This is a genomic window from Vreelandella malpeensis, assembly GCF_020622355.1.
Lineage (GTDB): Bacteria > Pseudomonadota > Gammaproteobacteria > Pseudomonadales > Halomonadaceae > Vreelandella > Vreelandella malpeensis.
Genome location: NZ_WHVL01000006.1, coordinates 13,245 through 25,849 on the forward strand (window position 1 = coordinate 13,245; position 12,605 = coordinate 25,849).

The 12,605-nt window shown below is 63.2% G+C and carries 12 protein-coding genes; 11 read left to right on the top strand and 1 reads right to left on the bottom strand.

Annotation, left to right across the window (positions count from 1 at the left end; translation table 11 throughout):
- Window positions 1–5 precede the first annotated feature (5 nt).
- The gene (locus GEV37_RS13605) at window positions 6–1,157 is read right to left on the bottom strand and encodes a DUF5924 family protein (RefSeq protein ID WP_227390811.1); all 1,152 of its coding nucleotides are present in this window, start codon (window positions 1,155–1,157) and stop codon (window positions 6–8) included.
- 252 nt (window positions 1,158–1,409) lie between these two features.
- On the opposite strand from GEV37_RS13605, the gene fadB reads away from it, so the two are divergent.
- The 11 genes from fadB (at window position 1,410) to GEV37_RS13660 (ending at window position 12,602) form a co-directional block, all read left to right on the top strand.
- Window positions 1,410–3,581 carry a fatty acid oxidation complex subunit alpha FadB gene (gene fadB / locus GEV37_RS13610; protein ID WP_227390812.1) on the top strand — a complete coding sequence of 724 codons (2,172 nt, stop codon included), beginning with the start codon at window positions 1,410–1,412 and terminating at the stop codon, window positions 3,579–3,581.
- 26 nt (window positions 3,582–3,607) lie between these two features.
- A complete protein-coding gene (gene fadA / locus GEV37_RS13615; protein ID WP_227390813.1) occupies window positions 3,608–4,786 on the top strand; it encodes an acetyl-CoA C-acyltransferase FadA in 1,179 nt (392 codons plus the stop codon).
- Window positions 4,787–4,976: 190 nt separating this feature from the next.
- Window positions 4,977–5,348 carry a thiol-disulfide oxidoreductase DCC family protein gene (locus tag GEV37_RS13620; RefSeq protein WP_227390814.1) on the top strand — a complete coding sequence of 124 codons (372 nt, stop codon included), beginning with the start codon at window positions 4,977–4,979 and terminating at the stop codon, window positions 5,346–5,348.
- A gap of 85 nt (window positions 5,349–5,433) precedes the next feature.
- Window positions 5,434–5,967, top strand: coding sequence for a hypothetical protein (locus GEV37_RS13625; protein WP_227390815.1), 534 nt, complete (start codon window positions 5,434–5,436; stop codon window positions 5,965–5,967).
- Window positions 5,968–6,028: 61 nt separating this feature from the next.
- Window positions 6,029–6,502: a YbhB/YbcL family Raf kinase inhibitor-like protein gene (locus tag GEV37_RS13630; RefSeq protein ID WP_227390816.1), complete on the top strand. Its 474-nt coding sequence runs from the start codon at window positions 6,029–6,031 to the stop codon at window positions 6,500–6,502.
- Between the two features lie 79 nt (window positions 6,503–6,581).
- Window positions 6,582–6,920 (top strand): zinc ribbon domain-containing protein YjdM, encoded by a 339-nt coding sequence (locus GEV37_RS13635; RefSeq protein WP_227390817.1) that lies wholly within the window; start codon window positions 6,582–6,584, stop codon window positions 6,918–6,920.
- A gap of 274 nt (window positions 6,921–7,194) precedes the next feature.
- On the top strand, window positions 7,195–7,659 hold the full coding sequence (locus tag GEV37_RS13640; protein ID WP_227390818.1) for an SUF system Fe-S cluster assembly regulator: 465 nt from the start codon (window positions 7,195–7,197) through the stop codon (window positions 7,657–7,659).
- Window positions 7,660–7,728: 69 nt separating this feature from the next.
- A complete protein-coding gene (gene sufB, locus GEV37_RS13645; RefSeq protein WP_227390819.1) occupies window positions 7,729–9,171 on the top strand; it encodes a Fe-S cluster assembly protein SufB in 1,443 nt (480 codons plus the stop codon).
- A 69-nt stretch (window positions 9,172–9,240) separates the two neighbouring features.
- Entirely contained in the window at window positions 9,241–9,990 is a 750-nt protein-coding gene (gene sufC, locus GEV37_RS13650) for a Fe-S cluster assembly ATPase SufC (protein ID WP_227390820.1), read from the top strand.
- Window positions 9,987–11,327, top strand: coding sequence for a Fe-S cluster assembly protein SufD (gene sufD / locus GEV37_RS13655; protein ID WP_227390821.1), 1,341 nt, complete (start codon window positions 9,987–9,989; stop codon window positions 11,325–11,327). Before sufC ends, sufD begins: the two co-directional genes overlap by 4 nt.
- A gap of 12 nt (window positions 11,328–11,339) precedes the next feature.
- Window positions 11,340–12,602, top strand: a complete 1,263-nt coding sequence (locus GEV37_RS13660; RefSeq protein ID WP_227390822.1) for a cysteine desulfurase — start codon at window positions 11,340–11,342, stop codon at window positions 12,600–12,602.
- Window positions 12,603–12,605 lie beyond the last annotated feature (3 nt).

The following is a 12,605-nucleotide window of genomic DNA, read 5'->3' on the forward strand; positions in this document are numbered from 1 at the left end:
CAACCCTAGGGAGTGTCGCTTTCAGCGCCGGGTTCGCGTCCGGGAATGAAGCGTCCGAGATTCAGGCGGCTCAACCCGCTCGCCCGGATACGCCCGTCGGCCAGCGTCGCCTCGTCTTCCTCGTCGGCCACCGTGAAGCGAATCAACCCCAGGCGCTGGCCGCCAGCGGTCATGATGTCGACGCGCCAGTTGCCACGCGGGTCCTCGGGAAAGTTGAGCTTGTGACTCCATGCCCGGTAGCCCTGTTCCCGACCGCCGCTGATATCGAGCGTTACCGTGTCCATCTCCTGGCCGTTGTGATGCCATGCGTGGTAGATGGTTTCACTCAAGCCTCGCGGGGCGCGGATGGCGGTATAGACGTAGACCCCGTTCGCCTCGAGTGTTGCTGGCGTCAAGGCCATTTCGCCTTGCGGCGTACGCTGCGTCGTGTCGAACCCTGGCGACAGGGCGCTTCCGGTCATCCAGAGGGTGGCCGGCGGTACCCAGACGCGCCCGACCCAGCCAGCGAAGGCAACGCCGAGCAGCAGCGCCAGAAACAGGCACCAGCGCGAAAGCGAGCGCTTCTTGACCAGGTTCCAGAAGCTCGGCAGCGCGATCAGCACCGTCAAACCGAGCGCAAGCAGCAGGGTATGGCCGGTATCGAGATGCACCATGATCGGCAGGATGACCAGCAGCACCAGAAACACGCACTGGGCGTGAAACAGGAAGTAAAGGCTGCGCGATCGCCCGGCCAGCTTGTAGTAGAGCGGGTCGATGATCGAAAAGACCGCCATGAACACCACCAGCGCCGCGAACACCAACTGGCCGCTGTTCCACACCGTGGTGATGAGGATGAACGGCAGGGTGAAGAACAGCGTTTCCTGGTGGATCATCTGGGCGATGAAGGTGGTCACCGCACGCGGCAAGCCTTCCTGCCCGCGCCTTCGCAGCAGACGTGACAGCAGCCCTTCGCACAGCATCAAGGCCCAGGCCAGCAGCAGCCCGAGTGCGAGCGCCGCTCCCAGCCACTGCTGACGGTCGACCAGAAAGAAGCTTCCCAGGCCTGCCGCGAAGGCCACGGGCGGCCAGAGAAAGGTCCAGGGTTTGACGAACGCGACGATGCGCTCGGCCCGGGTGCGCAGCGCGGCAGCCCGGGCGGGAGTCAGGAAAGCGCCCATGACGGTGAACTCAGCGGGTAAACCTCCATGATCGTCGGCTTTGCAACGAAAGTCGATAGACGGCCCTCGCGCCTTGCGCCGTAAGGGCCCATGCTGTGAACATCGGCGGTGAAGGTCTTGGAAGTGCTCGACAAGCGCGGAGCAGGCTTGACGATGCCGAATGACTCGACCAAGCTAAGGCGATCAAACGACCGTATGAAATGCGCGGCAGGCACCTCGCGAGGTGCGCCCGAACCTGTGGAGATAGCGCGGATGATCTATCAAGGCAATGCCATCACGGTGGAGCGTCGTGACACCCAAGGTGGCAACAGCATCGCAACGCTCACCTTCGACTTGAAGGACGAGTCCATCAACAAGCTCTCCAGCGCCGTGATTCAGGAGCTGGGTGAGGCGGTCAGCGCGATCGAAAGTGAGCGCGACTTGAAGGGTCTTCTGATTCGAAGCGGCAAGGACGTCTTCATCGTCGGCGCCGACATCACCGAGTTCCACTCCCTGTTCGACAAGGGCGAAGCGTATCTCGAGCAGATGAACCTCAAGGTGCATGAGATCTTCAACGCCATCGAAGACCTGCCGTTCCCCACCGTGGCCGCGATCAACGGGCTGGCGCTCGGCGGCGGCTGCGAAGTGCTTCTGACCTGTGATTTCCGCGTGATGAGCGAGAAGGGCAAGATGGGCCTGCCGGAGACCAAGCTGGGGATTCTTCCAGGCTGGGGCGGTTGCGTGCGCCTGCCGCGGCTGATCGGCGCGGACAACGCCATCGAGTGGATCGCCGGCGGCACAGAGAATCGCCCGGACGCGGCACTGAAGATGGGCGCGGTGGACGCCGTGGTCGTCCACGACCAGCTCGAGGCCGCCGCCCTCGATATGCTCGACCGTGCCAACGCCGACGAGCTCGACTACCAGCGTCGCCGCGACGAGAAGAAGGGCCCTTTGAAGCTCAACGCCATCGAGCAGATGATGGCCTTCGAGACCGCCAAGGGGTATGTGGCCGGCAAGGCGGGCCCGCACTATCCCGCCCCCATCGAAGCGATCAAGGTGATCCAGAAGGGCGCCGGCGAAGAGCGCGGTCGCGCCCAGGCGATCGAAGCCAAGGCGTTCGCCAAGCTCGCCATGAGCCCGGTGGCGTTCAACCTGGTCGGCCTGTTCATGAACGACCAGGTCGTCAAGAAAAAGGCCGGCAAGTACGAGAAGCTTGCCCGCCCGGTCGAGCAGACCGCCGTGCTGGGCGCCGGCATCATGGGTGGCGGTATCGCCTACCAGAGCGCCTCCAAGGGCACGCCGATCTTGATGAAGGACATCAAGAGTGATGCCATCGAGCTTGGCCTGAAAGAGGCGCGCAAGCTCTTCGGTAAGCAGGTCGAGCGCAAGAAGTTCACGGTCGAGGAGATGGCCCAGAAGCTCACCAACATTCGCCCGACACTCTCCTATGGCGACTTCGAGAACGTCGATCTGGTGGTCGAGGCGGTGGTCGAAAACCCGAAGGTGAAAGCGGGCGTGCTCGCCGAGGTCGAGAAGAGCGTCGGTGAGAACACCATTCTCACCTCCAACACCTCGACGATCTCGATCAACCGGCTGGCCCAGAGCCTTGAGCGCCCGCAGAACTTCTGCGGCATGCACTTCTTCAATCCTGTGCACCGCATGCCGCTGGTAGAGGTCATTCGCGGCGAGAAGACCTCGGACGAAGCCGTGGCCGCGACCGTCGCCTACGCCCGCGCCATGGGCAAGACGCCGATCGTGGTCAACGACTGCCCCGGCTTTCTGGTCAACCGCGTGCTGTTTCCCTACTTCGGCGGCTTCAGTTTCCTGGTCGAGCAGGGCGCCGACTTCCAGCGCGTCGACAAGGTGATGGAGAAGTTCGGCTGGCCGATGGGCCCGGCGTATCTGTTGGATGTGGTCGGCATGGATACCGCGGTACACGCCAACGAGGTGATGGCAGAAGGCTTCCCGGAGCGCATGGCGCGCGAGGGCAAGACCGCGATCCAAGTGATGTATGAAAACGACCGCCTGGGCCAGAAGAACGCCAAGGGTTTCTACGCCTACGAGGAGGACAAGAAGGGCAAGCCGAAGAAGGTGACCGACGATCAGGCCTACGCGCTGATCAAGCAGGTCGCCGGTGAGCGCAAGGAGTTTTCCGATGAGGAGATCATCGCGCGGATGATGACGCCGCTGTGTCTGGAGACCGTGCGCTGCCTGGAGGACGGTATCGTCGATACCCCCGCCGAGGCGGACATGGCGCTGATCTACGGCATCGGCTTTCCTCCCTTCCGCGGCGGGGCGCTGCGCTACATCGATGCCATGGGGCTCGACACCTTCGTCGCCCAGGCCGAGAAGCTTGGCGAGGAGCTCGGCCCGCTCTACGCGCCCACCGAGAAGCTCAAGCAGATGGCGCAAAACGGCGAACGCTTCTACCAGGCTAAGGCCTGAGTCACCGCGTACAGGAGAGAGATGAGATGAGTTTGAATCCGAGAGATATCGTGGTGGTCGACGGCGTTCGTACCGCCATGGCCAAGGCCAAGAACGGCGCCTTTCGCAACGTGCGCGCCGAAAATCTGTCCGCTGCGGTGATGCAGGCGCTGTTTGATCGCAACCCGAACATGGACCCGTCGGAGGTCGACGATGTGATCTGGGGCTGCGTCAATCAGACTCTGGAGCAGTCGATGAACATCGCCCGCAACGCGGCGATCATGACCGGCATTCCGCGCACCGTGCCGGCGCAAACGGTCAACCGGCTATGTGGCTCCTCGATGACTGCGCTGCACATCGCTGCTGCCAACATCAAGGCGGGCATGGGCGACATGTACGTCATCGGCGGCGTCGAGCACATGGAGCACGTACCCATGGCCCACGGTGTCGACGTCAACCCGGCGGCAAGCAAGTACGCCGCCAAGGCCGCCATGATGATGGGCCTGACTGCCGAGCTTCTGGGCAAGATGCACGGCGTTACCCGTGAGGAGCAGGACAAGTTCGGCGTGCGCTCCCATCAACGCGCCCAGGCCGCCAACGAGAAGGGCTACTTCGATAACGAGATCATCGGCGTCGAAGGCCACGACAGTCAGGGCTTCCGGGTCAACGTCAAGCACGACGAAGTGGTGCGAGCGGACGCGAGCCTCGAGTCCATGGCGGATCTCAAGCCGGTGTTCGACCCGCGCAACGGTACCGTCACCGCCGGCACCTCTTCGGCGCTCTCCGTGGGCGCCTCGGCGATGGCGATCATGAGTTTTGAGCGCGCCCAGGCCTTGGGCCTCGAGCCGATCGCCCGGGTGCTCTCGACAGGCGTTGCCGGCTGTGATGCCTCGATCATGGGCTATGGCCCGGTGCCGGCCTCGAAAAAAGCGCTCAAGGCTGCGGGCCTGACCGCCAAGGAAATCGAGACCGTCGAGCTCAACGAGGCCTTCGCCGCCCAGGGCATCCCGGTATTGAAGGATTTAGGCTTTCTCGACGATCTCGACCAGAAGGTCAACCTCCACGGCGGCGCCATTGCGCTGGGCCATCCGCTTGGCTGCTCCGGCTCACGTATCTGCACCACGCTCTTGAACGTGATGCGCCAGCAGGACACGACGCTGGGCCTTGCCACCATGTGTATCGGCATGGGGCAGGGCGTGGCCACGGTGTTCGAGCGCTTGAGGTAGTCCGACGCGTTCGAAAGACGGCACCTTCGGGTGCCGTTTTTGATGGGGGCGAGTCAATGCCGCTGCCGAGCCAGCGGTCGCTTTTAAGCCAGGCTTGCGTGATGCGAAAACGCTATATCACACGCTCCTTCGACATTGCGTGTGGCGGTGGACGTGCCACACTGAAGAGCAGTCGCCACCGGGAGCCTATATGCCTGCCGACCGCAAGATCCGTGTCTACTACGATGGCCAGTGCCCGCTGTGTCGCCGCGAGCGGCGCCGCTTCGAGCGCCTTTCTGGCAAGCACGGCGCGGACATCGCCTGGTGCGATGTCACCGAGCACCAGCGCGTGCTCGGCGAGCACGGCATCGATTGCGAGACCGCGCTGCGCTCGCTGCATGTCGAGCTGAAGGACGGGCGCATCATCGAAGGCATCGATGCCTATCGTCTGCTCTTGAAGCGTATTCCCTGGCTCGCGCCGGGCGCGTATATTATCGGCTTGCCCGGCCTCAAGCAGGCGCTTCGCCGCTACTACGATCACTGGGTGGACAAGCGCCTGAAGCGCCAGGGCCGACTGTCGTGATGGACCCTGGCGCCGCGCGGAGGGTAGGTCGTTGCCTTGGCCGCTTACGGGAACGAGGGTCTGAAAAAAATAGCAGGGAGTCATGATGAACAAGGGAAATCGTTCCAGCACCTTGGGTGCCGTCGCGCTGGTGCTGTTGATCACCGGCTGCGCGGGGCGCCCTTCGCCGCCGCCCCCGGCGGGCGAGACGGCCCCGGCGCCCCAGGCCGCGCCGACCCCGGCGGCGGTACCCGCCTACGGCAAGACGGATATCTACTGGGTGCCGCCGCTGATCACCAGTCCCGAGGAGCAGGCGGCCTACTACGTCAGCCGCCTTTCCGATCGTCGCTTCATCGCACCAGGGCCGAGCGGGCCGCGCTACGTGGCCGCCGAGGAGCTTGGGCGCATCGGGTTGCCCGCCGTCGCGCTGTTGCTGTCGCGCCTGGATAGCCGCGACGAGTACGAGGTGATGCTGGCGCTCTACGCGCTCGAGCTCGCCACCCGCGACCCGCAGCTGCTGGCGCGAACCCGAAGCGACAGCATCGAGCTCACCGAGCCTCTGAACCCCGAGGCCAATGCCCGGAACGTGGCGGCGGTGAGGGAATGGCAGGTGCGCCACCCCGGGGCGCTCGAGCTATGATCTTTCGAGGCGGCGGTTCGCGTCGTCGCCATCTTTACGTGCCATTCAGAAGGAGCCGACGATGGCGTTTGCACTCTCCAAACTCAAGGTAACGAGTTCCGCCTTTGCCGACCACCAGTCGATCCCCGACCAGTACACCGGCGTTGGTGACGACGTTTCCCCGCCGCTTGCCTGGCAGGGCGCGCCCGACGGTACCCAGGGGTACGCGGTGATCTGCCACGACCCGGATGCGCCGCTGGTCAAGAACGGCGGTTACGGCTTCATTCACTGGCTGGTCTATAACCTTCCCGGTGATGTGGTCGAGCTTACCGAGAAAAGCACCGCAGGCACCCACGGGCTCAACGATTTTGACAGGCCTGGCTACGCCGGCCCCATGCCGCCGGAAAGCCACGGCAAGCACCTTTACTATTTCTGGGTGCTGGCGCTGGATCAAAAGACATCGCTGCCGGAAGGGTTGACCATGCAGGAGTTGCTGAAAGAGATTGAGCCGCACCTGCTCGGCATGAACCGTCTGGTGGGTACTTACCAGCGCTGAGGGCGACCGGGCGATACTGGTGAAAATCCCTCGATCCGTGTAGGCTCCCTCGCTTTGCTTGCCTGCGATGGAGCCTATCATGAGCGATCTGCCTAACTGCCCCGCCTGCCAATCGAGCTATACCTACGATGACGGCATTCAACTGGTATGCCCGGAGTGTGGCAACGAGTGGTCGAAAGAGGCGGGCGGCGAAAGCAGTGACGAGCCGGGGATTCGCGACGCCAACGGCAACGTGCTGGTGGATGGCGATAGCGTTACCGTCATCAAGGATCTCAAGGTCAAGGGCAGCTCATCGGTGATCAAGGTGGGTACCAAGGTGAAGCACATTCGCCTGGAGGAGGGCGATCACGATATTGACTGCAAAGTCGAGGGGATCGGCCCCATGAAGCTCAAGTCCCAGTTCGTCAAGAAAGCGTAGTTTTAAAGCATAGTTTTTAAGAATAGTTTTAAAGAATAGTTTCAAGCCCCGCCCGCGCGGGGCTTTTGCATAGCGGGCTGGTAGGTAACCGTACAGCCACTGTACAAATCGATTGTATTTACAAATGAGAATGATTGGCTTTTTTGATGGTAACGGCGGCGAACGGTCGATAAAAACGCGCTTTCCTGCCAGTAGGCGGTCACGAGGCTTCACATCGTTTTCATACAGGACTAAAATGGTCCTCAATCGAAAGCGACACTCATCGGGAGCCTTCATGCTCAAGCTTTCTCGACTGACGGACTACGCGGCGGTGGTGATGGCGCAGATCGCGCGCCATCCGCAGGCGCCTCATGCGGCGGCGGACCTGGCCCAAGCCGTGTCGCTGCCGCATCCGACGGTCAGCAAGACGCTCAAGATGCTGGTCAAGGCGGGGCTTCTGACCTCCCAGCGGGGCTCTCAGGGCGGCTACCAGCTTGCCCGGCCCGCGTCACGCATCACTGCGGCGGACATCATCGCCGCCATCGAAGGGCCGGTAGCCATGACCGAGTGCAGCCACGCTGAGGGCGAGTGCGAGCTTTCGGCGACCTGCAGGGTGTCGGACAACTGGCAGCGGGTGTCGGTGGCACTGCGCACGCTGCTCGAGAGCGTCACGCTCTCGCATCTGGCGGACAGCGCGCCGATCAAGCTACCGATCGCGCTTCCCATTCAAACGATCAGCCTGTCGGCGGCGTCTGCTTAGGACACGCAAGGGCACAAACTCTATGGACGGCGAGCAACCTCGCCACCCAACTGCCTGGAGGGTACAACCATGGCAAGCGAAGAAATGGAACAGTTGGTCCGTCGCGAATATAAAGACGGCTTCGTGACCGACATCGAAAGCGATACGCTGCCACCTGGCCTGGATGAAAACACCATCGCCTTCATCTCCAACAAGAAAGGCGAGCCTGAGTGGATGCTCGAGTGGCGCCTCGACGCCTACCGCCAGTGGCTGAAGATGAAGGAGCCCTCCTGGGCGCATCTGGACTACCCGCCGATCGACTACCAGGCGATCTCGTACTTCAGCGCCCCGAAGCGCCCGGAAGATCGTCCTCAGAGCCTCGACGAGGTCGACCCGAAGCTTCTGGAAACCTACGAGAAGCTCGGCATTCCGCTGCATGAACGCGCGGCACTGGCCGGAGTGGCGGTCGATGCGGTGTTCGACTCGGTGTCGGTCGCCACCACCTTCAAGAAGCAGCTCGCCGAGGCCGGCGTGATCTTCTGCTCGATTTCGGAAGCGATCCGCGACTACCCGGAACTGGTCAAGCAGTACCTGGGCACCGTGGTGCCCAAGACGGACAACTACTTCGCCGCGCTCAACTCGGCGGTGTTCACCGACGGCTCCTTCGTGTTCGTGCCGGAAGGCGTGACCTGCCCGATGGAGCTCTCCACCTATTTCCGCATCAACGCCGCCAACACCGGCCAGTTCGAGCGCACGCTGATCGTCTGCGAAAGCCGCGCGACGGTGTCGTATCTCGAAGGTTGCACCGCGCCGATGCGTGACGAGAACCAGCTTCACGCTGCGGTGGTCGAGCTGGTGGCGCTCGATGACGCCTACATCAAGTACTCCACGGTGCAGAACTGGTACCCGGGCGACGAGAACGGTGTCGGCGGTATCTACAACTTCGTCACCAAGCGTGGTGAGTGCCGCGGTGATCGCGCGCGCATCAGTTGGACCCAGGTCGAAACCGGCTCGGCGATCACCTGGAAGTACCCCTCCTGCGTACTGCGCGGCAAGGACAGTATTGGCGAGTTCTACTCCGTGGCGGTGACCAACGGTCGCCAGCAGGCGGATACCGGCACTAAGATGATCCATATCGGCGAGGGCACACGCTCCTACATCGTCGCCAAAGGCATTTCTGCCGGCAAGAGCGATCAGTCCTACCGGGGCCTGGTCAAGATCAATCCTCGGGCCAAGGGGGCGCGCAACTTCACCCAGTGCGATTCGCTGCTCATCGGCGATACCTGCGGAGCCCACACCTTCCCGTACCAGGAGATTGGCAACTCCACCGCCAAGATCGAGCACGAGGCGACTACCTCCAAGATCGGCGAGGACCAGCTCTTCTACTGCCAGAGCCGGGGCATTTCCGAGGAGGATGCGGTGAGCATGATCGTCAACGGCTTCTGCAAGGACGTCTTCCAGGAGCTCCCCATGGAGTTCGCCGTCGAAGCCGAAGCGCTTTTGAACGTGACCTTGGAAGGCGCGGTGGGCTAAGCGCCCGCGCCACCACTTATTCGATGAGCGTCGCACCTGCGACCCGATAGATTTTGAAGGGCTAAGACTATGTTGGAAGTAAACGATTTGCACGTTACCGTGGACGGCAACGAAATCCTCAAGGGCTTGACGCTGACCATCAACGCCGGCGAAGTCCACGCCATCATGGGTCCCAACGGTGCCGGCAAGTCGACCCTATCCGCCGTGATCGCCGGCAAGGACGGCTACGAGGTCACCCAGGGCAGCATCACCTTCGAAGGCCAGGACGTGCTGGAGATGGAGATCGAGGAGCGCGCCCAGGCCGGTCTGCTGCTGGGTTTCCAGTACCCGGTCGAGATTCCGGGGGTGAAGAACATCTATCTCTTGAAGTCCGCGCTCAACGCCCAGCGCGCCGCGCGTGGTGAGGGTGAGATGCCCGCCCCCGAGTTCATGAAACTGGTGAAAGAGAAGCTCCAGTTCATGAAGATGGACGCAAGCTTTCTGCAGCGTGCGGTCAACGAGGGCTTCTCCGGCGGCGAGAAGAAGCGCAACGAGATCCTGCAGATGCTCGTGCTTCAGCCGAAGCTCGCGATGCTCGACGAGATCGACTCGGGCCTCGACATCGACGCCATGAAGGTCGTGGCCGACGGCGTCAACAGCCTGCGCGCCGAGGAGCGGGCGATTCTACTGGTCACCCACTATCAGCGCCTTCTAGACTACATCGTACCGGACAAGGTGCACGTGCTGGTCGATGGCCGCATCGTCAAGACCGGCGACGCCGAGCTTGCCAAGGCGCTCGAGGCGAACGGTTACGAAGGCATCGAGGAGTCCGCGGCATGAGCGACACCCAGACCTTTCTGGACACGTTGAAAACGCGCAGCGCAGAGTACGCCGGCGAGCCGAGCTGGATCGCCGCACGCCGTCAGGCGGGTGCGGCCCGCTTCGAGGCGATGGGCTTTCCCACCCGCCGCGACGAGGAGTGGAAGTACACCGACGTGCGCGGCATTGCCCAAGGCCACTTCAAACTCGCCGATGATGTTGATTTCTCGCAGGCCCAGGCGGCGACGCTTTCGCTGCCCGTCGAGGCGCACAGGCTCTCTTTCGTCGACGGCGTGTTCGCTCCCGGGCTTTCCGATATCGATGCGCTGCCCCAGGGCGTGCAGGTGATGCCGCTTTCCAAGGCGCTTGCCGAGAATCACGAAGCCGTGGGCGGGCCGCTGGGTCGGCTGACCGGCGTCGACTTCTCGGCCTTCGCCGCGCTCAACACTGCGTTTATGGAAGAGGGCGCGGTGGTGCGCATCGCCCCGAACACCGTGGTCGAGAAGCCGATCGTGCTGCAGTTTCTTTCCCGCGAGGGTGAGGCGGTGATGTGCCACCCGCGCATTCTGATCGAGGCTGGCGGTCGCAGTGAAGCCACCGTGATCGAGCACTACGCTGGCGAAGAGAACGCCGCCAACTTTACCAACGTGGTGGCGGAGCTGATGCTCGATCGCGGGGCGATCCTGCATCACTACAAGCTTCAGGAAGCGCCGGTCGGGGACTTCCACGTGGCGAGCATTCACGTGGAGCAGAGCCGCGACAGCGTCTACACCTCCTACAACCTGAACCTGGGCGGGGCGCTGGCACGCAACGACATCATCGCTGATCTCAATGGCGAAAACGCCTATACCAACCTGTACGGGCTGTTCTTCGGTCAGGGTCGCCAACACGTGGACAACCACACCAAGGTGAACCACAACGCGCCGCTGACCTTCTCCAACGAGAACTACAAGGGTATCCTCGGCGACCGCGCCCACGGCGTGTTCAATGGCCGTGTTTTTGTGAAACGCGACAGCCAGAAGATCGAGGGCTTCCAGAGCAACCAGAACCTGCTGCTTTCGGATCGCGCCCAGATCGACGCCAAGCCCGAGCTCGAGATCTACGCCGACGACGTCAAGTGCTCCCACGGCACCACTACCGGCCAGCTCGACGAGGATGCGGTCTACGCGCTGCGTACCCGCGGCATCGACGAGGCCACCGCCCGCGGCCTGCTGACCCTGGCGTTTGCCGGTGAAGTGCTCGAGCAGGTGGCGCTGGACGCCATCGCCGAGCGGGTCGAACTCGCCGTGGCGGGCAAGCTGCCGGAGCGTTTCAACCTGGCAGGACTGGTCGAAGCCGCCGCCGCGCTCAACGAGTAACCAGGAGCCCACATGTCCGATACCGCGATTGACACACTCCGCGCCGGCGCCAGGTTCGACGTCGAGGCGCTGCGCGCGCAGTTCCCGATACTGCGCCGCGAAGTGCACGGCAAGCCGCTGGTCTACCTGGACAACGCCGCGACCAGCCAGACACCTCAGGTGGTCATCGACGTGTTCGGCGACTACTACGCGCGGCTCAATGCCAACATCCACCGCGGCCTGCATACGCTGGCCGACGAGGCGACGGCGGCCTTCGAGGCCACCCGCGCCCGGGTCAAGGCGTTCCTGAACGCCGAGGATGCCCGCCAGGTGGTCTTCACTCGCGGTACCACCGAGGCGATCAACCTGGTGGCCCAGAGCTTCGGCCGCCAGCACCTGGGCCCCGGTGACGAAGTGCTGATCTCGATGCTGGAGCACCACTCCAACATCGTGCCCTGGCAGCTACTGGCCTTAGATCTCGGTTTCACGCTGAAGGTGATTCCGGTGGACGAGCGCGGATCGCTCGACATGCAGGCCTACCAGGCACTGCTTTGCGAGCGCACGAAGCTTGTTGCGGTCAACCACGTCTCCAACGCTCTGGGTACCATCAACCCGGTCAAGGAGATGGCGCGCCTCGCCCACGAGCAGGGCGCAGTCATCCTGATCGACGGCGCTCAGGCCGCCCCCCACCAGACGATCGACGTGCAGGACATCGACGCTGATTTCTACGCGTTTTCCGGCCACAAGGTGTACGGTCCTACCGGGGTCGGCGTGCTCTACGGCAAGAAAGCGCTGCTGGACGCCATGCCACCCTGGCAGGGCGGGGGCGAGATGATCAAGACCGTCTCCTTCGAGCCCTCTGGCACCACCTTCGCCGAAACGCCCCACAAGTTCGAGGCGGGAACGCCTGCGATCGCCGAGGTGATCGCGCTGGGGCGGGCGCTTGCGTGGGTCGAGGAGGTCGGCGTTGATGCCATTGGCGAGTGGGAGTCGGTTCTGCTCGACCACGCCACGCGCGCCGTGAGTCGCATCGACGGGCTCAAGATCATCGGCACCGCACCGCACAAGGCCGGGGTGCTCTCGTTCGTGGTGGACGGAGCCCACTCCCAGGACATCGGGCTTCTGATCGACCAGCTCGGGGTGGCGATTCGCACCGGCCACCACTGTGCCCAGCCGCTTCTGCACCATTTCGGCGTGGAAGCGACGTGCCGGGCCTCGTTCGCGGCGTATAATACGCTCGAGGAGGTCGACGTCTTCGTGTCCGCCCTCGAGCGTGTCATCGGCATGGTGAGATAAGCG